Origin of the sequence: Puniceibacterium sediminis (genome assembly GCF_900188035.1) — a bacterium.
GTDB classification, from domain to species: domain Bacteria; phylum Pseudomonadota; class Alphaproteobacteria; order Rhodobacterales; family Rhodobacteraceae; genus Puniceibacterium; species Puniceibacterium sediminis.
The window spans coordinates 44,274-67,057 of sequence record NZ_FZNN01000005.1; the positions used below are offsets into that span (position 1 = coordinate 44,274).

The window sequence follows — 22,784 nt, forward strand, 5'->3', positions numbered from 1 at the left end:
GTGGGTTACTCGGCGGCCTGGGCTTGGGCCGCGCCCAGTGCGGCGCTGATCACGCCCGCGTCGATATCATCATGCTCGGCAATCACCACCAGCCGCCCGATGCGCGCCTCATCCGCACCCCATGGACGGTCATACTGATGACGCACCCGCGCGCCCACAGCCTGCACCAGCAGGCGCATTGGCTTGCCCGTGACCACGGCATAGCCCTTGATCCGCAGGATGTTGTGATCATTTGCCAGCCCCTCGATCGCACGGACCAGATCGGCAGGATCGCCAACTTCAGGGATATCGACGACGATGCTTTCGAAATCATCATGCTCGTGATCGTCGGCGCCGTCATGATGCGACGGGCGCGCATCCATGTCGTCCTCGGCCGCCGCCCCCAGACCCAGAATGATCCGCGCATCGACGACACCCTCGGCCACCTCGACCACCGGAATGGCGCGCGGCGATTCAGCGGCGATGATCGCCCGGGCCTTTGCCACGCCTTCGGGGCCCGCAAGGTCGGGCTTGGTCAGCAGGATGATGTCGGCGCAGGAGATCTGATCCTCGAACACCTCGGACAGGGGCGTTTCGTGATCAATGCTGTCATCCGCCAGACGCTGGGCATCCACCGCCGCCACGTTGGGCGCAAAACGGCCCGCCGCGACGGCCTCGGCATCGGCCAGCGCGATCACGCCATCCACGGTGATTTTTGAACGGATATCAGGCCAGTCGAACGCCTTCAACAGCGGCTTTGGCAGCGCCAGACCCGAGGTTTCGATCAGGATGTGATCGGGGCGCGGGTCCAGCGCCATCAGCGCCTCAATCGTCGGGATGAAATCATCCGCCACGGTGCAGCAGATGCAGCCATTGGACAGCTCGATGATGTTTTCCGCCGGACAATCGGGGATCGCACAGCCCTTCAATATCTCGCCGTCGACACCGACATCGCCGAATTCGTTGACGATCACGGCCAGCCGCCGCCCACCGGGGTTCTGCATCAGCTGGCGCACAAGCGTCGTTTTACCGGACCCAAGAAATCCGGTGATCACCGTGACGGGAAGTTTCGCAAGATCAGACATATCAGGCCTCCAATGGGGGAATGCGGGCAACGCAGTTGCGTTTGAAATGTTCGGGACGTTCGCGCCACGGGATCAGCCCGTCAGCGGTCGCATGATAGCGGGTCGCACCGTCAAGGATCATGGCCGGGTCCGCCGCCTCATCGACATTGGCAAAGACATAGGTCCATCGCGCCCCGCCGCGCAGCGCGACGGTGCAGCCGTGATCACAATTCTGCAAACAATCCACCGGCGTCACGCGCAGCCCCTCGGGCAGCGTCAGCGCGCCCAGCGCGTCAAACAGCGCCTGACCCGGACGGCGGTCACCCTCGGCCATCTCGGCGCCACGTCTGCACTTGATGCAGACCAGCAATTCCGTCGAATGCGGCGCGGTCGAAACCTGATCTTTCATGTCCTCGGTCCCAAATATCATGGAACGCGGCCCAAGGTGGCGAGGACACCCCGCAAGTCGGAGTCACCCCGACACCGGAACACCCCGTCCGGTTACGTCGTCATGTGATGGCAGGTCTCCCGGCTTGCGGATTCAGGGCCAGGATGGTCCTGCGACTGCTCTGCCTTCCCAGCAAGATGCCAGTGGCGTCGAACAGCCTCTCCGTTCACGGTCGCGGGGGCGGCTGTGCTTGACCACGAAAAATCGCGGCTGCACATTCCCTTTTCACCTGCTAGGGCAGGCACCAACACAGCCGCAGTTGCGCCGAATGCCAAAGCCTTGTCAAGACGAAGGAACGCCCGATGCCGGAAGACCAGAACGCCCGCCACGCGGAAAAAATGCGTAAAATCAAGGCCGCGCGCGACAGGATGATGGAAACCAAGACCGAGGAAAAGGGGCTGATCCTTGTCCACACCGGCGCGGGCAAGGGCAAATCCTCCTCCGGCTTCGGCATGATCATGCGCTGCATCGCCCATGGCATGCCCTGCGCCGTCGTCCAGTTCATCAAGGGCAACCGCGAAACCGGCGAAAGGACCTTGCTGCGCGACCGCTTTGCAGATGAGTGCCGCTTTTTCGTCTCGGGCGAAGGCTTCACCTGGGAAACCCAGGACCGCGAACGCGATATCGCCGCCGCACAAAACGGCTGGAAAATCGCGCAGGAACAGATCCTTGACCCCGAAATCCGGTTCGTGCTGCTGGATGAAATCAACATCGCTCTGCGCTATGACTACCTCGATATCGACGAGGTCGTGGATTTCCTCCTGCACCAGAAGCCCGCGATGACCCATGTCTGCCTGACCGGCCGCAACGCCAAACCCGAACTGATCGAAGCCGCCGATCTGGTGACCGAAATGACCTTGGTCAAACATCCCTTCCGCGACGGGATCAAGGCACAGATCGGGGTCGAGATGTAGGCCCCACGCCTATTCAGCACCCATATGGACCACGGCGCCGCCAGCCACTAACACTCACCCCGGATCACCGTGTCCCGACAGCCCACAGGAAATGAAATGCAGCCGACCGTCGCGCAGAGCTTTGCCAAACGGCCCCTGCACCGCGTTGCCGGTCACTTTGGTGAATGGCTTCAGGGTCGCCTTGGGCCGCAGGGTCCCGTCGTTCTGGTGACCATGGCCTGTGATGCGGTCTATGCCGAGGCGACGTTCGAACCCGCACAAACCCTGCAACTCCACCAACCCACCCCGACCGTGGTGACACAGGAACAATTGCATCACCTGCTGCGCCGCGCCGGACGGCCGGAACACGGCCTGTTCCTCCTCTCCGGCACGGCCCCTCCCGGTGCGGGTGCCGGTGCCTCGACCGCAGCGCTGGTCGCGCTCGCCCGCGCTGCCGGAACTGCCGAAGACCTGATTGCGGACGCTTGTCTCGCCGCCGAAGGGGCCAGCGATCCGCTGATGCTGCCCGCCCCCGATTGCGTGCTATGGGCGTCGCGCAGGGCGCAGGTGTTGCGCCACTTCCCCGCGCCGCCGCGCTGCGAAATCATCGGCGGCTACCTCGGGTCCCCCTACCGCACGGACCCCGAAGATCACAACTTTGCCGATATTTCCGACCTCATCCCCCGCTGGCAAAACGCCACCGAAACCGGCGACCTGCCGGCACTCGCAGCCCTCGCATCAGAGTCCGCAGATCGCACGACCCAGCACCGTGGTCCGTTCCGCGACCCCACTGCGGGCATCGCCCACCAGCTTGGCGCGCTTGGCCATGCACGCGCGCATACCGGTTCCGCCCGCGCGCTGATCTTTGCCCCCGGCACCGTGCCGCGCGGCGCACATACGGTGCTGGAACGCTCCGGGTTGCGCAACCCGATTCAGTTCATGACCGGACAGGACAGATGAGCTTTGCCGCCTCCCTCCTCCTCGCCCTGCTGATCGAAGCCACCCTCGCCTGGCCCACTGCCCTCTACCGCCGCATCGGCCATCCCGTCACATGGATCGGGCGGCTGATCACCCTGCTCGAAACCGCGCTGAACCGGCCAGAAGACGGCAAATTCGTCCAGAACCTGCGCGGCGCGGTCACTGTCGCACTGGTCCTGATCGCGGTCACAACCCCGGTCTGGCTGATCGCGACACTGCTGCCCGACGGCTGGCCGGGGGTCCTTCTGGGCGGCATTCTCGCCTGGCCACTCCTCGCCGCCCGCTCGCTCTACGATCACGTCGCCGCCGTCGCCAAACCGCTGGCCCAAGGCGACACAACCGCCGCCCGTCACGCCGTTTCGATGATCGTCGGCCGTGACCCGGCCCAGCTGGACGATGCCGCAATCGCCCGCGCCGCCCTTGAAAGCCTTGCCGAAAACGCCTCCGACGGCGTTGTCGCGCCGGTCTTCTGGGGGCTTGTCCTCGGCCTGCCGGGGCTGGCTGCATACAAGGCGATCAACACGATGGATTCGATGATCGGCCACCGATCCCCCCGCTACGAACACTTCGGCATGGTCGCCGCACGGCTTGACGATCTGGTCAACCTGCTGCCCGCGCGCCTGACCGGCCTGCTGTTTGCGCTGATGTCGGGACGGCTGCGCGCCTGCCTCGCCACCACATGGCGCGACGCACCGCACCACAGATCCCCCAATGCCGGCTGGGCCGAATCCGCCATGGCCGCCGCCCTGTCCGTGCGCCTGTCCGGCCCCCGGATCTATGGCACCCGCATCGCCGACGAACCCTGGCTCAACGCCGATGCCCCCGACCCGGGTGCCGCAGACCTGCAAGGCGGGCTTGCACTCTACCGGCGCGCCATGCTCTTGCTCGGCTGTGGTGTGGCGCTGCTTGCACTGATCTAAAAGGGGCCAAGATGCGGGATCACGGTGGAAATCTGCAGGCGGCAATCGCCGCATTTGGCGGTACTGCGGCAGACTGGATCGACCTCTCTACCGGCATAAACGCGCGGCCCTACCCGGTTGGCCCGATCCCCCCCGAGGCATGGAACCGCCTGCCCGAACGCTCAGACCTCGCCGCGCTCGAACAGGCGGCGCAAAGCAGATACCTGACATCGCTTGACGTCGTGGCGGTCGCCGGGGCGCAGGCGGCGATCCAGCTGATGCCCCTGCTGCGCCCCACCGGGCGGGCCAGCGTCCTGACGCCAACCTACAACGAACATGCCGCCGCCCTGCGGGCACAGGGCTGGCAGGTCACCGAAGCGGCCACTCTTGCCGCGCTCAGCGGCAGCGATGTCGCCGTCGTGGTGAACCCGAACAATCCCGACGGGCAACGCCATGCGCCAGACACCCTTGCCAAGCTGGCGGCCAATGTCGGCCTGCTGATCGTCGACGAAAGCTTTGTGGACCCCGAACCAGAACTCTCCGTCGCGCGCAAAACAGCCCTGCCTGAAAACCTGATCATCCTGCGCTCTTTCGGCAAATTCTATGGCCTCGCCGGTCTGCGCCTCGGGTTTGCGCTCTGCCATCCCGCCCTCTCCGCGCAGCTTCGCACGCTGATCGGGCCGTGGCCGGTGTCCGGCATGGCCATCGCCGTCGCGCACCGCGCCCTGCACGACAGCGACTGGACCGATGAAACCACCGCGCGGCTGACCCTTGACGCCAACCGCCTGGATGCGCTGGCGCAAGACGCGGGCTGGACATGCGTCGGCGGAACGCCCCTGTTTCGCACTTATCACACAGCCAATGCGGCGCAGGCACAGACCACACTGGCGCGGCATCACATCTGGACGCGGATCTTCCCCTATTCCAATCACTGGATCCGCCTTGGCCTGCCCGGTCACGATACCGACTGGACCCGGCTGGGCACAGCCCTGCACGCCGCCCGAACCGGCACCTAAGCGTCCCGCACCACGGCAGCATGCAGAATAGACCCGACAGGGCCACGCCCCGGCAAGTTGCTGTTCTTGTTCATTTTTCGGATTTATTGACAGCGACTATCATGCAGCAGGCAAGAGAGGATTTCCAAACCCGAGCCAGCCAGAGGCTGGTAGGCCGGAAAAGAATGGTGCGGTCGAGAAGACTCGAACTTCCACGGGTGTTACCCCACAGCGACCTCAACGCTGCGCGTCTACCAATTCCGCCACGACCGCACAGTCTTGACTTGGTGAAGGGGCGTATAGACGAGCCTCAAGCCCTTGTGAAGAGGAAAATGCCCCATTTTCCGCATCTTCGTCGCAAGGCCGAAACAGAGGCTCGCCCGCCTACCCCGGAAACGAAAAAGGACCGGACGAACCGGCCCTCTTCCCATCGCAAAAACTGCCCGAACCCTATTCCGTGACGGAAAATACCGGCAGCGTCGCAGAGGCCTGAACCGGTGCCGCAAAAGATGCCGAAGCAGTGCCGACCAGCATCATCGACGCCTTCTGGATCAGCTCAAGCCGTTCGGGCTGCCCCGGGGCAAAGACCTGCTTTGCACCGCTCTGGGCGGCCTGCAGCGCATCGTCATACCAGACCACCGCCAGATCGTCGCGGTGGGTGGCGCCAAAGCCCTGGCTCAGGTGGTGGCCGATCAACTCGGAATACGGCGCCTGTCCGAGCGACACCAACACCAGCGCCGACCCCATCGCCACGGTCATATCGTCAGACTTGTACCCGGTCGCAAGGCAGATCCGCGCCGTCGCCTCAAGTTGCGCAGGCGACATGCCCGACGCCAGCACAAAGGTGGACACGCCACGCAGCACCTCGGCGCGCGATCGCAGCGAAACGGCCGCCACATGTTCGGCCAGCGCCGGTCCGAATCCCTTGCACTGCTGGGCAATCTGGGCCGGGGTCGCCCCGGCGATCTTGGACATCATATCCTCGCCCAGCGTGATCGCATAGGTCCGCGCCAGACACATCTGCTCGCCCAGCGCCAGCGTCGGATCGCTTAGCGTTGCCGCGCTGGTATAGCCGCCGTTGGTCGAGGTCAGCAGACTGACCTTGTTGCAGTATGACGCCAGCGACGGACCAGCCGCATCCGTTCCACCAAAGAAGTTCGGCAGCGCGGGTGCCGCAGCCACAAAGCTGGGCATCGCCCGCACCACCGGCTGGGCGGTTGGCACGGGGGTCGAAACCATCTGCGTCTGCGGTGCAGGTGCCGGGGCGGGCGCTGGCGCGGCGGCCATCTGGGTCATCGGCTGGCCGGTCTTGGAACAGGTGCCGCGGGTGCAGGAAAACATCGCCGGTGTCACGTTGAACGCCTGAAAATCGTTGCGTTCATACCCTTCGGGGGTCGATGCAAAGACCCGCACGGCACAGCTTTGGGCGTTGCACCAAAAGGCGCTGCCGGTGACCGAGGTGTCCAGAACATAGTCCGTCTGCCCGTCGCCATTGATATCCGCCAGCTGGATAAAGCCCGACCGCTGCACCAGCTGTTCGGCGGATGGGTCCGAACTTTTGGCAATCTCGTTCACGGCGGCAGCCACATCCTTGGGCAGGCCATAATGTCCGGCGATCGAGGTCGTCGCACCACTGCCAGCCCCATTCATCTGCTCATCGCGATAGACGGTCAGCAATCCCCGCACACCCTGCGGATTCGACGCGATCAATTGCGATGTCGTCGGTCCACCCGATTGCGCGCGGTAATAGGACGAAATCAGAAAATCCCGTTCATATTGCGTCAATTGTCCGGTGGCGGCATATCGCATATGGCCCTGAAAGGATGATATTGCCGCACGTGACCGCGACCCCATGACGCCATCCGGCGTTCCGGAATTGAAACCAAAGTAATTCAGCGCGGTCTGTGTTTCGCGATTGGCCTGCCGGGCTGCGGAATAGGCCGGCGTCTGGCGCGTTGTCTGGCGTGTTGTCTTGCGATAGACCTTTTGCTGACGTGGCTGGGCGTTTGTGATCGCTCCGCCGATGATACCCCCGACCAGACCACCGATAAACGCATCATTTGCGACCGCGGGAACCGGTGAAAACGCGACCGCTGCCGCGACCAAAATATTAAGATTTCGGAACATTCTCATTAACTTTTCCCGCACTACGTTTAAAATTGCAGCGATTGAAACCGATACGAAAAATGCGCCTCGGCTTTATGCGCCCCGAGGGTGCATTTGTCCGATGCGCACTGCCCGCATGTCAAGTTTTTCGACCCAACAAGATTAATGGAAATCGCAAAAAAACTATAGCAACCAATTCGGCGCGACGCCGAATTAATACTTTAATATAAACGGCGAAAATGTGGCCAACAATATCCACTGCCCGCCCTGCCCCGATGCCTCAGGGCAGCGGGTTCCAGACCCCGTCACGTTTGCGAAAAACACTGCGCGACTCGCAGCGGAACGCCAGTTCCTCGCCCTCGGACACATGATGTTCGATCACCACCGCGCCATCCTCCAGGATCAGCAGGTTCAGATCGTTCGGCTCTCCGCGCATCCGCGTCGAAAGACCTGTGCCCGCCTGCACCAGCAACAGCGACCGTGCCGCACGGAACGGCGCGACGCGCCAGGAATGCAGATGCCCGCACAGCACGATATCGGCACCGCAGTCGCGCAGATGCAACAGCCCCTTGTCGGCGCCACGCATCAGACGTTTGCCGACATTGGTGTCATGCTCTGGCGGGTGATGCATCATCACGATGCCGATCTTGTCGCGGTCTTCCTCGCCGCTCAGAAAGGCCGAGGCCCGCCGCAGGCTGGATCGCCGCAACCGCCCGCGCTGCCAGGCCAGCGGATCGGTGGTGTTCAGACTGACCACCACAAAATCCTTGCCGCTCACACAGGGTTCCAGATCCCGCGCGATATGGCGGCGGAACCGGACCCAGGGCCGCAGCAACCGCACATACAGATTGTCCAGCGGCGTGTCGTGATTGCCGGGCACCGCCAGCACCTGCGCATCCAACTGGTCCATCAACCGGCGTGCTGCGGCAAACTGATGATTGCGCGCGCGCTGCGTCAGATCCCCCGAAATCAGCACAAGATCAGGCCGAAGCCCGTTCACATGCGCAATCAGAGGGTCCAACAGCTCTGGCCGGTCGCGGCCGAAATGCAGATCTGACAGGTGAACGATCCGCGTCATGCGACAGCAGCATCCGGCGCAGCAGCATCCGTCGCGGCAACTTCGTCGGGCGCAATCACATGCAGCGCATCTTCGTGCATCCGAAACCGGAACGGCGCCGTCATCCGCACCCGCTCACCATCCATCGCCACAAGCTGACTGCCCTTTGTGGTTTCAATCTCGATATCGCTGCCGCGGATCAGCTCAAAGTCGCGCTTGGACTGCATCCCCTTGTTGGCCAGCTTCAGCGCGCTCAGCAGCAGCTGCCAGCGGCTCACATCCGGCAGCAGAAACAGCGCAAATTCACCGTTGCGGATGCAATCGGCCCCGTCCAATCCATAGTGTTCCAACTGGTAGGCACTGCGCGCCACAAAGGCCAGCGGCGTGCGCGCACGGATTTCCTTGCCCCCGACACGCACCTTCATCCGCACCGGCGAACGAAATGACAGAAACGTCATCAGAACCGACCAATGCGCCGCAAGCTGCGACCGCCCCCAGCGCTTGTAGGTGCCTTCGCGTTCTTTCAGGATCTGCGGATAGATGCCAAGGCTCGCATTGTTCAGGAAAATCTCGCCATTCACCTCGCCCACCGGAAAGGGGCGCGCCGTGCCGGTGGCGATCAGATCGACAGCCGCATCGATATCTTCGGGAATGCCCAGACCCCGCGCGACAAAGTTGAACGTGCCCTGCGGTACAATCCCCATGCGGCGTCCCGACCCCGCCAACTGCCCGGCGATTCCCGAAATGGTGCCATCCCCGCCGGCAGCGACGATAATCCCGAAACCGTCCTTCATCGCCCGCGCGCAGGAATCCGCAACGCCTGCGCCCTTTTCCATCATCCGCAGCTCGAACCGTCCGGGATGCCGCGCAAACGCCGCCTCCATCTGCCGCGCCACGTCCTGCTTGTCATCCTTGCCGGCGCGGGCATTCATGAGAACGCAAATCCGGTCATTCGTAATGGGGGGTGCCGCCTTCAGCCCCGACTCACCGCGTACTTGAACCATTGTCTACACCCACCATCGGTTAAATTTGCTATCTTACCGGACCAACGTGGGCCAAAGCCGCGGGGTTCCATTGCGCCGCAGCAATCGTTATCTGGCAGTGGCGAAATGATGCTGGGGTGCGCAACATGGTCGAGTGGAAGCACAGCGACGGGCTGACCGGATATGACGATGCCGTCGCCTTCATGGAAACCCGCGCCGCCGCCATCGCTGCCGGTACCGCCGATGAATGTATCTGGCTGGTCGAACATCCCCCACTTTATACCGCCGGCACCTCGGCCAGGCCTGCCGATCTGGTCGATCCAGACCGCTTTCCGGTGCACAAATCACAACGCGGCGGGCAGTATACCTATCACGGCCCCGGCCAGCGCGTGGCCTATGTCATGCTCGACGTGGGTCGGCGCGGCCGCGACGTGCGCCGCTTTGTTCAGGACCTCGAAGCCTGGGTGATCGCCGCGCTGGGTGAATTCAACCTGACCGGGCACATTCGCGATGGCCGCGTCGGCGTCTGGATCGAACGCGACGACAGGCCACTGACCGCAACCGGCGCCAAGGCCGAAGACAAGATCGCCGCCATCGGCATCCGCCTGCGCAAATGGGTCAGCTTTCACGGCGTGTCGATCAACGTCGAACCCGACCTTGAGCATTTCAGCGGCATCGTCCCCTGCGGCATCACCGATTACGGCGTCACCAGCCTAGTGGACCTCGGCCTGCCCGTCACGATGGACGACGTCGACGTGGCCCTGCGCGTCTCGTTTGAAAAGGTGTTCGCCGAACTCCCCACCGCCACCGTCTGACGGCTGATCGGCCCGGCACACATCCCCCCGCATGCCCCTTGGCGCGGCGCGGCTTAAGACTTTGGTCACAAGCCCCGGCGTACGCTGGCTTAACCACAGGAATTGCCAGACGTCAGCCATATGAAAACCATACGCGTTCCATACCGGTTCCATATCCTGGAAACCGCCCGGATTCCCGTTGTTTACCTGCATGAACGGCAGATGAATCACCGCAGCCCGGCGCCGGGCCTCCGATCCGTTGCGCGCACGGTGGTGCAGCCGCGCCATACACAAGGCCTGCGACAATAATATCGTCTCTGCGGCAAAAGCGGTCATTGCCCGGAACGCCCGCATTGCCTAAAACGGGGCAGGAACCGATGGGGCGGATGCGGCTAAACGTCTGCGCTCTCACATTATCACCCACGAGGAGGCACACATGGCAGACGCCGCCATTCACGGCCACGAACACGAGGATCAGCGCGGCTTCTTTACCCGCTGGTTCATGTCGACCAACCACAAGGACATCGGGATTCTCTACCTGATCGTCGCGGGCTTAGCCGGGTTCATCTCGGTTGCCTTCACCGTGTACATGCGCATGGAATTGATGAACCCCGGGGTTCAGTACATGTGCATGGAAGGCGCACGCCTCTGGCCGGCCGCCGTCGCCGACTGTACCCCCAACGGACACCTCTGGAACGTGCTCATCACCGGCCACGGAATCCTGATGATGTTCTTCGTGGTCATTCCCGCCCTGTTCGGCGGTTTTGGCAACTATTTCATGCCCTTGCAGATCGGCGCGCCGGACATGGCGTTCCCCCGCATGAACAACCTTTCGTTCTGGCTCTACGTCGCGGGCACCACTCTGGCGGTCTGTTCGGTGCTTGCACCGGGTGGCAATGGCCAGCTCGGTTCCGGCGTTGGCTGGGTGCTTTACCCGCCGCTGTCGGTGCGCGAAGGCGGCATGTCCATGGACCTCGCCATCTTTGCCGTGCACGTCTCTGGCGCCTCTTCGATCCTCGGTGCGATCAACATGATCACCACCTTCCTGAACATGCGTGCCCCCGGCATGACCCTGTTCAAGGTGCCGCTGTTCTCGTGGTCGATCTTCGTGACGTCCTGGCTGATCCTGCTGTCGCTGCCGGTTCTGGCCGGTGCCATCACCATGCTGCTGACCGACCGCAACTTCGGGACAACCTTCTTTGACCCCGCAGGCGGTGGCGATCCGATCCTCTACCAGCACATCCTGTGGTTCTTTGGCCACCCGGAAGTGTACATCGTGATCCTGCCCGGCTTTGGTATCATCAGCCACGTGATCGCAACCTTCGCACGCAAGCCGATCTTTGGGTACCTGCCCATGGTCTGGGCCCTGATCGCCATTGGCGCGCTTGGCTTTGTCGTCTGGGCGCACCACATGTACACGGTCGGTATGTCCTTGACCCAGCAGTCTTATTTCATGCTGGCAACCATGGTCATCGCGGTTCCCACGGGCGTCAAGATCTTCTCCTGGATCGCGACCATGTGGGGCGGCTCGATCGAGTTCAAGACACCCATGCTCTGGGCCTTCGGCTTCCTGTTCCTCTTCACCGTGGGCGGCGTGACGGGCATCATCCTGTCGCAGGCCGGCATCGACCGCGCCTATCACGACACCTACTATGTCGTGGCGCACTTCCACTACGTGATGAGCCTCGGGGCCGTGTTCGCAATCTTCGCGGGGATCTACTTCTACTTCCCCAAGATGACCGGCAAGATGTACCCCGAATGGGCAGGTAAGCTGCACTTCTGGGCGATGTTCATCGGTGCGAACATCACCTTCTTCCCGCAGCACTTCCTTGGTCGTCAGGGCATGCCGCGCCGCTACATCGACTACCCGGATGCCTTTGCAACCTGGAACTATGTCTCGTCGCTCGGTGCCTTCCTCTCCTTCGCATCCTTCGTGTTCTTCATCGGCGTGATGGTCTGGACACTGCGCAAGGGCGCTGCCTGCACTCAGGCGAACCCGTGGAACGAATACGCGGATACGCTGGAATGGACCCTGCCCTCGCCGCCGCCCGAACATACGTTCGAGCAGCTGCCAAAGCGCGAAGACTGGGACAAGGGCCACGCCCACTAGGCTTCGTAACTTACGAAAAACACTTGAAAAGGCCCCGCCATCGCGCGGGGCCTTTTGCATTTGGGGGCATCTCAGGCGGCCTGGATTTCCCGCGAAACCACAAAGGAACGTCCGTCGCTGGAACACGCCGCACAGCATTTGATCAGACCACAGCGCCCATCACGCCAGACCTCACGATCCACCACTGCGCACTTGAAACTCCTGCTCAACACGGATCAAATATCCCAATGATCCAACGCTTTGCAGTCATCGCCGACGTCCATGGAAATGCCGACGCCCTGCGCGCCGTCCTTGCTGACATCGACACCGCCGGACTGACGGAAATCCTCAATCTGGGGGACCATTTCAGCGGCCCACTGGCCGCCGCAGAAACCGCCGCCCTCATAGGCGGGCGTGACATGCTCTCGATTCGCGGAAACCATGACCGCTACCTGCTGGAAACCGATCCGGCTGACATGGGCAGCTGGGAAAGCACCGCCTTTGGTCAGCTGTCCCCGGGTGATCTGGACTGGCTGCGCAGCCTGCCCGCAACCGCCACCATAGGCGACGAAATATTCCTCTGCCATGCCACCCCGCAGGACGACGAAACCTACTGGATGGAGGCACTTACCCCCGACGGCATCCCCCACATGGCCGCCCTGCCCGACATCGCGGAACGCGCCATTGGCCTGCACCACAGCCTGATTCTCTGCGGGCATACCCATACTGCGCGGGCGCTGCGCCTGCCCACGGGCCAATACCTCGTCAATCCCGGCAGCGTCGGGTGCCCGGCCTATGACGACACCCATCCGGTGCCCCATGTGATGCAAACCGGCACGTCCGACGCCAGCTATGCCATCCTGGAACAACGCACCGACGGCTGGCAGGTCACCTTCCGGCAGCTCCCCTATGACACCCGCCGCATGGCCGATCTGGCCCGCGCAGCCGACCGGCCAAACTGGGCTGCGGCGCTCACAACCGGCTGGCTGTCGCGCGAAAGCTGAGCTGCGTCAAATTCCCGTTCGACACCCCGCGCCAAGATGCTAATACCAGATCATCATGCCCTATGACTGGACCCCATCCCATCCCGGCGCGACGTCGCTTGAACTGCGTCTGTGGCCGCACAGATCGCTACCACCCAAGGGGTTTGCGGCCTTCATCCTTGCGACCTTTGCCATGGCCACACTGCCGCTTTATGGCCTTCTGGGCACGGTACTGCTCTGGGGCCTTCTGCCATTCCTGCTGATCGCGCTGGCCGGGGTGTACTACGCCCTGCGTCGCAACGACCGGGATCGTCAGGTGCTTGAGGTACTCACCCTGACCCCGCAGGACCTGCATCTTGTCCGCCATAACCCGCAGGGGCCGGATCAGACATGGCACTGCAATACCTACTGGGCGCGCGTCGCCCTGCACGAAGCGGGTGGACCGGTGCCGAACTATGTGACCCTGTCCGGTTCAGGCCGCGAGGTTGAAATCGGTGCCTTCCTGTCCGAGGATGAGCGCAAGACCCTATACGGCGACCTGAAGAGCCGCCTGCGCACCCTGACCGAAGGCCAGCCCGAATGACCTCTTTCTGATGGCCCAAGCCCCCGCCGCGCCAAAACTCAAACGTGCCGCCCTGACCGCCGCCGCGGCGGTCTTTGGCCCGCGACTGGCGCGCGGGGGCGAAAGCCTGCTGCGCTCTGAACGTGCCGCGCTTGATCTGAGGATCGCGCAAGCCAACCGCCCAAGGCCCCAAGCGGAAAACGTAACCTTTCTCATCCCGCTCGTCAGTCCGCAGCACGTGGGCGACTGGGATGCCGTCACGACACGTCTCAATCTGACCCTGCGCAGCCTCATGGATCAGTCCGACCCCAACTGGCGCGCAGTCATCTGCTGCCAGACCAAACCACCTTTGCCCGACGATGCCCGGATCACGCACCTGCCCTTTGCCGATCCAACCCCCGGCAACGACAAATGGCGCAAGCTGGCGGCGCTGTGCAATCACCTGACGGCTATGTACCTGGCCCCGGGCTATGTCATGAGCTTTGATGCCGATGATCTGCTGCGGCAGGGGGTCGTGGCCGAAATGCTGAAACGTCAGGCGCGCGGCGGATATCTGGTGCGTTCGGGATATGTGCGCGATGCCTCGACCGGCGCTATCGCCCTCGCAGATGCCCCCAGCCTGTCAGCGCCATTGCGCAAACCGTTCTGGAAACTCTGCGGATCTTGCGTGGCGCTATTTCACGACTCGACCGTACCGCAAAGCGCCGCCTTCCTGCGCGAAATGACCCAGCACGAACACCGCATGTTTCCCTATCTTGCCCGACTGGCGCATCAGCCGCTCGCGCCGCTAAGCAAGCCGTCGGTGCTTTATGAGCTGAACCATGGCGAAAACTTCGGTGCCAGACGCGGCCGGGTCGGTTTCAAGACGCGTTTTGTGGAACGTTTCCGGATTACGGACGCCGCGACTCTGCAGGCCATAGCTCAGGACTTCCCCGCCCCCTGACCGGAGCCGGTTTCATCTGTTCATGAATATTCCAGGGGATTCGCGGTACGACGATTGGGTAGCGTCCCTGCCTTCCGACAAGACAGTAGAATTTCACCTTAGGTCAGCAGACGGCGCAGGCAAAGCCCGCCTGCGCTTGCCGAACCGCTCGGCAAGCGCTCTCAGGTCAGCTCGCTGAAAGACGGGTCTTGACCATCGGGCCGACTGCGGCGAAATCCATCTGCCCGGTATATTTGCCTTTCAGCACAGCCATCACCCGCCCCATGTCGCGGATGGAATCAGCGCCGACCTCGGCAACGGCCGCGTCCACCGCCGCCTGAACTTCATCGTCCGAAAGCTTCTTCGGCAGGAATTCCTCGATCACCTCGATCTCGGAAAGCTCCCGCTCGGCCAGATCCAGACGTCCGCCCTCTTCGTAGATCTTCGCGCTTTCGCGGCGCTGCTTGACCATTTTGCCAAGAATGGCAAGAACTTCGGCATCCCCGACACCGTCGTCATTGCCCTCGGCCCGCACCGCGATGTCGCGATCCTTGATTGCCGCATTGATCAGCCGCACCGTGGACAGGCGATCAACCGCCTTGTCCCGCATTGCCTGTTTCATCGCCGTCGTGATCCGCGCGCGCAGTTCCATGGCCCATTCATCCCCGAGTTTTTACCAATTGTTGACACTAAGCGAATCCCGATCCCGGCACAACCGGACAGACGCAGCGGAAACCCCTTGTTTTCATGCCTGATCGCCCTGCCACCCCGGGTCTTGACCCTGCACGGCGCGCCCCTTAGGTATGCCAAAGTTTGCCACCCGACAGGAGCTGACCCATGTCCCTCGCCCAGACCCGGAAACCCACCGCATGCCTCGTGCTTGCCGATGGCACTATCTTTTACGGACAGGGCTTTGGTGCCACTGGCGACACGGTGGCAGAACTCTGCTTCAACACGGCCATGTCGGGGTATCAGGAAATCATGACCGACCCGTCTTATGCGGGCCAGATCGTGACCTTTACCTTCCCGCATATCGGCAATGTCGGCGTGAATCCCGAAGATGACGAAACGGCTGACCCGGTCGCCGCCGGCATGGTGGTCAAATGGATGCCGACCCAATCATCGAACTGGCGCGCGGTCACACAGCTCTCGGAGTGGCTGTCGGCGCGCGGGCGCATTGCCATCGGCGGGATCGACACACGTCGCCTGACACGTGCCATCCGCCAGCAGGGTGCGCCGCATGTTGCCTTGTCGCACAGCCCCGATGGCGTTTTCGACATTGATGCGCTGCTCGAAAAGGCCCGCGGTTTTTCCGGCCTGACCGGGCTTGACCTTGCGCGCGACGTGACCTGCACTCAGTCCTACCGCTGGGATGAAATGCGTTGGGCCTGGCCTCAGGGCTACGCCCCCCAGACTGCACCCCGGTTCAAGGTCGTCGCGATCGACTATGGCGCCAAGCGCAACATCCTGCGCTGCCTCGCGTCGGCGGGGTGCGACGTGACCGTGATGCCGGCCTCGGCAACGGTCGAGGATGTAATGGCACAAAGCCCGGACGGCGTGTTCCTCTCCAACGGACCCGGCGATCCGGCTGCGACCGGCGTTTACGCTGTGCCGACGATCAAGGGCATTCTTGAACGCAACATTCCGGTCTTTGGCATCTGCCTGGGTCACCAGATGCTGGCGCTTGCCCTTGGTGCGCGCACGGTCAAGATGAACCACGGCCATCACGGCGCCAACCATCCGGTCAAGGAAACCGAAACCGGCAAGGTCGAGATCACCTCGATGAACCATGGTTTCGCCGTCGACAGCCAGACCCTGCCCAAGGGGGTTCTGGAAACCCACGTCTCGCTGTTTGACGGGTCGAACTGTGGTATCCGCATGGCGAACCGCCCGGTCTTTTCAGTGCAACACCACCCCGAGGCAAGCCCCGGCCCCCAGGATAGTTTCTACCTGTTCGAACGTTTCGCGGAATCGATGGAGAAAGCTTCCGAGGCGCGTTGAATCGTCTCCGTTGTTTGCGCGATTGACCCAGTCTTGCGGACCTCTGCTGTTAGGTCTGGGTTCATCAATGCTGAAATTGTGTTAATTTTAACGCTACCTTAACCATACCATCTTCATCTGATCCCGTAATACGTCGAGGATCGGTATGAGTGAACAGCATCTGAGTGATGTCACGGCCAACCTTGCCCATGCGGGGGCAGCCGGTCCGCGCCCCATCAGCAAAACCCTCGTCCAGTCGGGTATCGTGTCGCCCACGGACATGCTCGGTGCCTTGGCTCAGGCAGCACACAGCGGAACCGCGCTGGACCGCATTCTTGTCGCTGACGGCTTGACCACCCCGGATCAGATGCTTTCGGCACAGGCACGTCAACTCGGGGTGAGCTGCCTTGATCCGGCCATCTTGGCCCCGGATGCGACGTTATGCGGGCTGCTTGATCCGGCCTTCTGTCTCAAGCACGGCATACTACCCTGGACACGGATCGGCCCGACCACGGTCATCGCGACCGCCCGCCCCGAAGAGTTCCAGGCCTTGCGCCCACAATTGACCGCCACGCTGGGCCCGGTAGTGATGGGAATGGTGTCCGAAGCGGACATTCAGGCCCTTATTGTTGCCCGCCACGGCGGCGAACTAGCAGCGCGCGCCGAAACATGTGTGATTGCTGCAGAAAGCTCGCGTGACATCAATCGGATGACCCTTGGCCGCGGATTTGTCGCGGCGGGCTTTGCTGCGGCTTGTCTGGCGTTCCTGGCTTTCGCCCCTACCCTGTTCTTTGCAGTAATCGTCGCGCTTGCGCTAATCACCCTGCTGATGGCGCAGGGACTCAAACTGGCAGCGCTGTTTGCTTCTCGCGCCGCCTCTTCCGCCGCAGCGCTCGCATCGAAGACCGCCCGCCCCACAGTCTCTTTACTCGTGCCGCTCGTCCGCGAACAGGGCATCGCGGCTACACTGATCACCCGCCTGAGCCGGCTGGATTACCCAAAGGCGCTGCTAGACGTCATCCTTGTACTGGAAGCGGGAGATAGCCCGACCCGCGCCGCTCTGGACCAGGCCGAATATCCGCCCTGGATGCGGATCGTCGAAGTCCCCCCGGGGACGATCACCACCAAGCCGCGTGCAATGAACTATGCGCTGAGCTTTTGCCGGGGCGAAATTATCGGGGTCTATGACGCCGAAGACGCCCCCGCCGCCAATCAGATCAGCCGCGTGGCTGATCGATTTTCGCAAACCCCCGATCATGTAGCCTGCATTCAGGGCATCCTCGATTTCTACAACCCGCGCGCCAACTGGCTGTCGCGATGCTTTGCCATAGAATACGCGACATGGTTCCGCGTTCTGTTGCCCGGCCTTGCGCGGCTGGGATTCGCAATTCCGCTGGGTGGGACGACCGTCTTCTTTCGTCGCGCAGCGCTGGAAAAGGTGCGTGGCTGGGATGCGCACAACGTGACAGAGGATGCCGATCTGGGTATCCGTCTCGCCCGCTATGGCTATGTCACTGAACTGCTGCCCACCGTTACCCGTGAAGAGGCGAACAACCGCATCTGGCCATGGATCAAACAACGTTCGCGTTGGCTCAAGGGATATATGGTCACCTACCGCGTTCACATGCGCCGCCCCGCACGCCTCATGCACACTCTTGGCCCTTGGAAATTTCTTGGTTTTCAACTGGTTTTTTTAACGGCGATCCTGCAGTTTCTTCTGCTCCCCGCACTCTGGTCTTTCTGGCTTATCGTGTTCGGCTTGCCCCACCCTTTAAGCGGCCTGATTGCTCCCGGTCTGATGACGGCATTGATCAGCATTTTTCTGATATCCGAGGCGATCTCCCTTCTTGTCAGTCTCGCCGCCGTGGCGCGAAGCCCGCATGACGGACTGCTGATCTGGGTGCCGACGATGTTTCTCTATTTCCCGTTGGGTGTCGTCGCAGCCTACAAGGGGCTTTACGAACTGGTGGTCAAACCGTTCTACTGGGACAAGACCACACATGGCCATTCCCCGCCCGACAACGCCGGCGCAGATCAGGCCAAAGATTAACCCTTGGCCTTGCTGTCCAGCTTGAGCCGCGTCACGAAGGCTACGGAGATATGGTCGCGCAGCGCCCGGTAGGCCGCCGCTTCATCGCGTTTTGAAATGGCGTCGACAATCGCCAGATGCTCGGCCAGCGCAATTTCACCTCGTCCTTGCGCCGCAAGCGAGGTGGTCGCCATCAGCGCCATGGACCGATGCACCAGATCAAGCTGCTGGACCAGATAGCGGTTGTGCGAGGCAAGATGGATCTGCTGGTGGAACCGTCGATTCGCCCGCGCCAGCGCTCCGGGATTGTCCAGCAGGGCGCGGTCTTCCTCGACCATGTCATGCAGGACCTGGATTTCCTCTTCGGTGGCATGACGTGCCGCCAGTCTGGCCGCCAGCCCCTCAAGCTCGGTACGCACCACGTAGAGTTCGGCCATCTGGTTGTGATCAAGCGAGGCGACAATCAACGACCGCCCGTCCCGCGCCAGCAAGGATTGCGTCTCAAGCCGTTGCAATGCCTCGCGGATGGGGGTGCGGGACACACCGAAACGATCTGCGAGATCGCTTTCCACCAGCCGGTCACCCGGCTTGTAAACGCCGACGTCAATCGCTTCGAGGATCAGCGTATAGGCATCCTTCTGCTGTGCCTTGACTTGATTCATCTGCTGTCCTTTTTACCGCTTGGCGCACGATAGCCCCGTGCCGCCCCGTCAATCAAGCGCAGCGGCATCGCACTAAAGGATAGCGGGAATTACTGAAGAAAACCGCCAAAGCTAAAGTGCTCATTGGCGTTCCTTAAATCTTTTCATATCGACGCGCGCTACTCGTGCATCAGCGATTGCACCAGATCGCGTCGGGCGGTAGCCTCGCGCCATGATCAAGCAAAGCTTCTCACATGTCCGCACTTGGGTGTTCGATCTCGACAACACCCTCTATCCGCCTGCCGCGAGGCTTTTCGATCAAATCGAGGTGCGCATGACCCGCTTTGTCATGCAGGCGCTTGGCGTGAATCACGTCCGCGCGAACTTCTTGCGTGGCCATTATTGGCGCACCTACGGCACGACCCTTGCCGGGCTCATGCGCGAACATGATGTCGATCCTGCCCCCTATCTGGAAGAGGTGCACGACATCACTTTCGACACGCTGGACCCCGATCCACATCTGGCCGCCCTTATCTCTGGCCTGCCGGGGCGCAAGATCGTTTACACCAACGGAACTGCCCCTTATGCCGCGCAAGTACTCAAGGCGCGCGGACTTGAGGCGGCATTTGACGCCCTCTATGGCGTCGAACATGCTGATTTCGCGCCCAAACCGGAACGCGCCGCGTTCGAGGCCGTCTTTGCCCGCGACGGCACCGACACCCGCACGGCCGCGATGTTCGAGGATGACGTTCGCAACCTGACCGAACCGCATGCAATGGGGATGCGCACCGTTCATGTCGCGCCCGAGCCTTTCAAGGCTGACCACATCCACCATCACACTGACGACCTTGGCTCGTTTCTCGCCCGACTTACATGACCCCTGCGGCGCGATGATGCAGTGCCCTGACGCGCCGGGCTGCTAGATATCCTTGGCAGGAGGTCGATATGGACTATGACATCGTAATATCTGGCGGCGGGATCGCCGGACTGACAGCCGCTGCGGCCTTTGGGACGCAGGGCTTTTCTGTGCTTTGCGTCGACCCCACACCTCCCGTGACCGACCGAGAGGCCGCAGGTGCCGACCTGCGCAGCACCGCATTTCTTCAGCCTGCGCGCGGCTTTCTTGAACGCGCGGGGATTTGGGATCGGCTTGCGAATCACGCCATGCCGCTGCAGGTCATGCGCATCGTTGACGCTGGGGGGACCGATCCTGAGCCCCGCGTGACCCGCGAATTCGACGCCAGCGAAATTTCGGATGCCCCCTTTGGCTGGAACCTGCCCAACTGGCTGCTGCGCCGCGAGCTGAGCGCGCATCTTGCTGATCTGGGCACGGTTGATTTTCGCCCCGGCATGGCAACCACGGGTTTGTTCACCCGCACCGCCTCGGCCAGGGTCAGTCTCAGCGACGGCAGCCGTGTGATCACCCGGCTGGTGGTCGCCGCGGATGGGCGCGATTCCCCCATGCGCCGGGCCGCGGATATCGGCGTGACGACCACGCGCTTTGGACAAAAGGCGCTGGCTTTTGCCGTGACCCACCCTGTCCCGCATCAGAACGTCTCGACCGAAATCCACCGTACCGGCGGGCCTTTCACCTTTGTCCCGCTGCCCGATATCGACGGGCAGCCATCATCGGCCATCGTCTGGATGGAAGAGGCGGCAAAGGCCGACGCGCTGATGCAGCTGGACGTACCGGAATTCGAAGAAGCGATGTCGGCGCGGTCCTGCCAGCTATTCGGCCCGCTGAAACTGGCCAGTCGGCGTGGCCTTTGGCCGATTATCGCCCAGGTGGCGCATCGCCTGTCAGGTGAAAGGGTCGCACTGGTGGCCGAGGCGGCGCATGTGCTGCCGCCAATCGGCGCGCAGGGCCTGAACATGAGCCTTGCGGATCTGGATGTGCTGCTGGATCTGGCCATGGCGCAGCGGGGCACCCTGGGTTCCGTAGAAATGCTGGATGCCTATCACGCGAAACGCATCGCCGATATCCGCGCCCGGGTGGCCGGGATCACCCTGTTGAACCGCGCCTCTATGGTATCGGATCCGCTGTTGCGCGACGCCCGTGCGGCAGGCCTTGACGCGCTTTATGCGCTCAAACCCCTGCGTGCCAAACTGATGCAGGTGGGGCTGGGAACGATCGGTCGCCAAATCCCTGAGCCATCACGCTAAATCGCGGATTAGCCGGGCGGTAGTTGCCCTGTTGATGACGCTGCCACCAACAGGGCAAATGCCAGTCAGAAAACCTGATCGATCACTTTGTGCAGACGCGCCACGGTGCCGTCCACATCATAAAGTTTGTCCAGACCAAACAGGCCCAGTCGAAAGGTGCTGAAGCCCGCAGGTTCATCACACTGGAGCGGTACGCCAGCCGCGATTTGCATGCCCTTGGCGGCGAAGGCACGGCCAGACTGAACCTCTGGATCATCGGTGTAGCTGACCACCACGCCGGGCGCGCCGAAACCTTCGGCGGCGACTGATTTTACGCCCTTATCGGCCAGCATCTGCCGCACAGCCGTCCCCAGCGCCCACTGCGCCTCTTTCAGGCGAGAGAAACCATAATCGCGCGTCTCCAGGACGGTGTCGCGGAAGGCCCGCAGGCTGTCCGTCGGCATGGTTGCATGATAGGCATGGCCGCCGTTTTCGTAAGCCAGCATGATCTGATGCCATTTCTTCAGGTCGCAGGCAAAGCTGTCGGACGTGGTTTCGGCCATCCGCGCAACGGCGCGTTCTGACAGCATGACGAGTCCCGCAGAGGGGGTGGCAGACCAGCCCTTTTGAGGGGCAGAAATCAGTACGTCCACACCTGTCGCTTTCATGTCGACCCAGATGCAACCGCTTGCGATGCAATCCAGCACCATCAACGCGCCCACCTCATGTGCCGCCGCCGCGAGCGCGGTCAGATAATCATCGGGCAGGATGATCCCGGCCGAAGTTTCCACATGCGGCGCAAAGACGATGTCCGGCTTGATTTCGCGGATCTGCGCGGTCACCTCTTCGATCGGCGCGGGTGCAAACGGTGCCTGAGCGCCGTTGCCGGTCTGGCGGGCCTTCATCACATGGGTCTCACCCGCGAAGCCACCAGCCTCGAATATCTGGGTCCAACGGTAGGAAAACCATCCGTTCCGCACGACGAGAACGTTCGCATCGCGACCGAACTGGCGCGCCACAGCCTCCATCCCATAGGTGCCACCACCCGGGACGATGGCCACGGCATCGGCGTGATAAACTTCTTTCAACATGCCCGAGATGTCGCGCATTACCTGCTGAAACGTCGCCGACATGTGGTTCAGCGACCGGTCCGTAAAGACCACCGAAAATTCATCAAGCCCCGTGGGGTCCACCTGATCAAGCAAAGCCATTTGCAGTCTCCTCTGGTTGCGCGCTGACT

21 protein-coding genes, 1 tRNA gene and 1 riboswitch are annotated in these 22,784 nt (G+C 62.3%); of the genes, 13 read left to right on the forward strand and 9 right to left on the reverse strand.

From position 1 onward, the window contains the following. Nucleotides 1-5 precede the first annotated feature (5 nt). Together cobW and CHB75_RS07235 are read right to left on the reverse strand one after the other, a co-directional pair. Entirely contained in the window at nt 6-1,064 is a 1,059-nt protein-coding gene (gene cobW, locus CHB75_RS07230) for a cobalamin biosynthesis protein CobW (protein WP_089269873.1), read from the reverse strand. Nucleotide 1,065: 1 nt separating this feature from the next. Further along, nucleotides 1,066-1,452 (reverse strand): DUF1636 family protein, encoded by a 387-nt coding sequence (locus CHB75_RS07235; RefSeq protein WP_089269874.1) that lies wholly within the window; start codon nt 1,450-1,452, stop codon nt 1,066-1,068. Nucleotides 1,453-1,543: 91 nt separating this feature from the next. Beyond that, nucleotides 1,544-1,755: riboswitch (cobalamin riboswitch) on the reverse strand. 38 nt (nt 1,756-1,793) lie between these two features. Here CHB75_RS07235 and cobO point away from each other — a divergent pair. The 4 genes from cobO to cobD all read left to right on the forward strand — a co-directional run bounded on the left by cobO (nt 1,794) and on the right by cobD (nt 5,277). Next, nucleotides 1,794-2,405, forward strand: coding sequence for a cob(I)yrinic acid a,c-diamide adenosyltransferase (gene cobO / locus CHB75_RS07240; RefSeq protein ID WP_089269875.1), 612 nt, complete (start codon nt 1,794-1,796; stop codon nt 2,403-2,405). A 96-nt stretch (nt 2,406-2,501) separates the two neighbouring features. Further along, nucleotides 2,502-3,344, forward strand: coding sequence for a hypothetical protein (locus CHB75_RS07245; RefSeq protein ID WP_089269876.1), 843 nt, complete (start codon nt 2,502-2,504; stop codon nt 3,342-3,344). Further along, a complete protein-coding gene (gene cbiB, locus CHB75_RS07250; protein WP_089269877.1) occupies nt 3,341-4,282 on the forward strand; it encodes an adenosylcobinamide-phosphate synthase CbiB in 942 nt (313 codons plus the stop codon). Before CHB75_RS07245 ends, cbiB begins: the two co-directional genes overlap by 4 nt. An 11-nt stretch (nt 4,283-4,293) precedes the next feature. Next, nucleotides 4,294-5,277 carry a threonine-phosphate decarboxylase CobD gene (gene cobD, locus CHB75_RS07255; protein WP_089269878.1) on the forward strand — a complete coding sequence of 328 codons (984 nt, stop codon included), beginning with the start codon at nt 4,294-4,296 and terminating at the stop codon, nt 5,275-5,277. Nucleotides 5,278-5,442: 165 nt separating this feature from the next. On the opposite strand, the gene CHB75_RS07260 is transcribed toward cobD, so the two are convergent. The 4 genes from CHB75_RS07260 to CHB75_RS07275 all read right to left on the reverse strand — a co-directional run bounded on the left by CHB75_RS07260 (nt 5,443) and on the right by CHB75_RS07275 (nt 9,423). After that, nucleotides 5,443-5,529: transfer RNA gene (locus CHB75_RS07260), tRNA-Leu, on the reverse strand. Between the two features lie 177 nt (nt 5,530-5,706). Beyond that, complete coding sequence (locus CHB75_RS07265; protein ID WP_089269879.1) at nt 5,707-7,383, reverse strand: peptidoglycan-binding domain-containing protein; 1,677 nt, start codon at nt 7,381-7,383, stop codon at nt 5,707-5,709. A 259-nt stretch (nt 7,384-7,642) separates the two neighbouring features. Further along, nucleotides 7,643-8,440 (reverse strand): metallophosphoesterase family protein, encoded by a 798-nt coding sequence (locus CHB75_RS07270; protein WP_089269880.1) that lies wholly within the window; start codon nt 8,438-8,440, stop codon nt 7,643-7,645. After that, complete coding sequence (locus tag CHB75_RS07275) at nt 8,437-9,423, reverse strand: diacylglycerol/lipid kinase family protein (protein ID WP_089269881.1); 987 nt, start codon at nt 9,421-9,423, stop codon at nt 8,437-8,439. The genes CHB75_RS07270 and CHB75_RS07275 overlap by 4 nt, the downstream gene beginning before the upstream one ends. A gap of 125 nt (nt 9,424-9,548) precedes the next feature. Between CHB75_RS07275 and lipB the strand changes: the two genes are divergently transcribed. The 5 genes from lipB to CHB75_RS07300 all read left to right on the forward strand — a co-directional run bounded on the left by lipB (nt 9,549) and on the right by CHB75_RS07300 (nt 14,773). Then, entirely contained in the window at nt 9,549-10,217 is a 669-nt protein-coding gene (lipB, locus tag CHB75_RS07280; RefSeq protein WP_089270024.1) for a lipoyl(octanoyl) transferase LipB, read from the forward strand. Nucleotides 10,218-10,632: 415 nt separating this feature from the next. Continuing rightward, complete coding sequence (ctaD, locus tag CHB75_RS07285; protein WP_089269882.1) at nt 10,633-12,306, forward strand: cytochrome c oxidase subunit I; 1,674 nt, start codon at nt 10,633-10,635, stop codon at nt 12,304-12,306. 227 nt (nt 12,307-12,533) lie between these two features. Then, on the forward strand, nt 12,534-13,289 hold the full coding sequence (locus tag CHB75_RS07290) for a metallophosphoesterase family protein (RefSeq protein WP_089269883.1): 756 nt from the start codon (nt 12,534-12,536) through the stop codon (nt 13,287-13,289). A 55-nt stretch (nt 13,290-13,344) separates the two neighbouring features. After that, nucleotides 13,345-13,851 carry a DUF2244 domain-containing protein gene (locus CHB75_RS07295; RefSeq protein WP_089269884.1) on the forward strand — a complete coding sequence of 169 codons (507 nt, stop codon included), beginning with the start codon at nt 13,345-13,347 and terminating at the stop codon, nt 13,849-13,851. Between the two features lie 10 nt (nt 13,852-13,861). Next, a complete protein-coding gene (locus CHB75_RS07300; RefSeq protein ID WP_089269885.1) occupies nt 13,862-14,773 on the forward strand; it encodes a hypothetical protein in 912 nt (303 codons plus the stop codon). Between the two features lie 166 nt (nt 14,774-14,939). On the opposite strand, the gene CHB75_RS07305 is transcribed toward CHB75_RS07300, so the two are convergent. Next, the gene (locus tag CHB75_RS07305) at nt 14,940-15,404 is read right to left on the reverse strand and encodes a GatB/YqeY domain-containing protein (RefSeq protein WP_089269886.1); all 465 of its coding nucleotides are present in this window, start codon (nt 15,402-15,404) and stop codon (nt 14,940-14,942) included. 185 nt (nt 15,405-15,589) lie between these two features. On the opposite strand from CHB75_RS07305, the gene carA reads away from it, so the two are divergent. Both carA and CHB75_RS07315 read left to right on the forward strand, forming a co-directional pair. Continuing rightward, nucleotides 15,590-16,753: a glutamine-hydrolyzing carbamoyl-phosphate synthase small subunit gene (gene carA / locus CHB75_RS07310; RefSeq protein WP_089269887.1), complete on the forward strand. Its 1,164-nt coding sequence runs from the start codon at nt 15,590-15,592 to the stop codon at nt 16,751-16,753. Nucleotides 16,754-16,898: 145 nt separating this feature from the next. Then, nucleotides 16,899-18,782: a glycosyltransferase family 2 protein gene (locus CHB75_RS07315; protein ID WP_245840777.1), complete on the forward strand. Its 1,884-nt coding sequence runs from the start codon at nt 16,899-16,901 to the stop codon at nt 18,780-18,782. Here CHB75_RS07315 and CHB75_RS07320 read toward each other — a convergent pair. Next, the gene (locus CHB75_RS07320) at nt 18,779-19,423 is read right to left on the reverse strand and encodes a GntR family transcriptional regulator (RefSeq protein WP_089269888.1); all 645 of its coding nucleotides are present in this window, start codon (nt 19,421-19,423) and stop codon (nt 18,779-18,781) included. The genes CHB75_RS07315 and CHB75_RS07320 overlap by 4 nt on opposite strands. A 211-nt stretch (nt 19,424-19,634) precedes the next feature. Here CHB75_RS07320 and CHB75_RS07325 point away from each other — a divergent pair, with 211 nt between their 5' ends. Further along, nucleotides 19,635-20,279, forward strand: a complete 645-nt coding sequence (locus CHB75_RS07325; protein WP_089269889.1) for a pyrimidine 5'-nucleotidase — start codon at nt 19,635-19,637, stop codon at nt 20,277-20,279. A 68-nt stretch (nt 20,280-20,347) separates the two neighbouring features. Further along, nucleotides 20,348-21,565: a UbiH/UbiF family hydroxylase gene (locus CHB75_RS07330; protein WP_089269890.1), complete on the forward strand. Its 1,218-nt coding sequence runs from the start codon at nt 20,348-20,350 to the stop codon at nt 21,563-21,565. Nucleotides 21,566-21,630: 65 nt separating this feature from the next. On the opposite strand, the gene CHB75_RS07335 is transcribed toward CHB75_RS07330, so the two are convergent. Then, complete coding sequence (locus CHB75_RS07335; protein WP_089269891.1) at nt 21,631-22,755, reverse strand: aminotransferase class V-fold PLP-dependent enzyme; 1,125 nt, start codon at nt 22,753-22,755, stop codon at nt 21,631-21,633. Between the last annotated feature and the right edge of the window lie 29 nt (nt 22,756-22,784).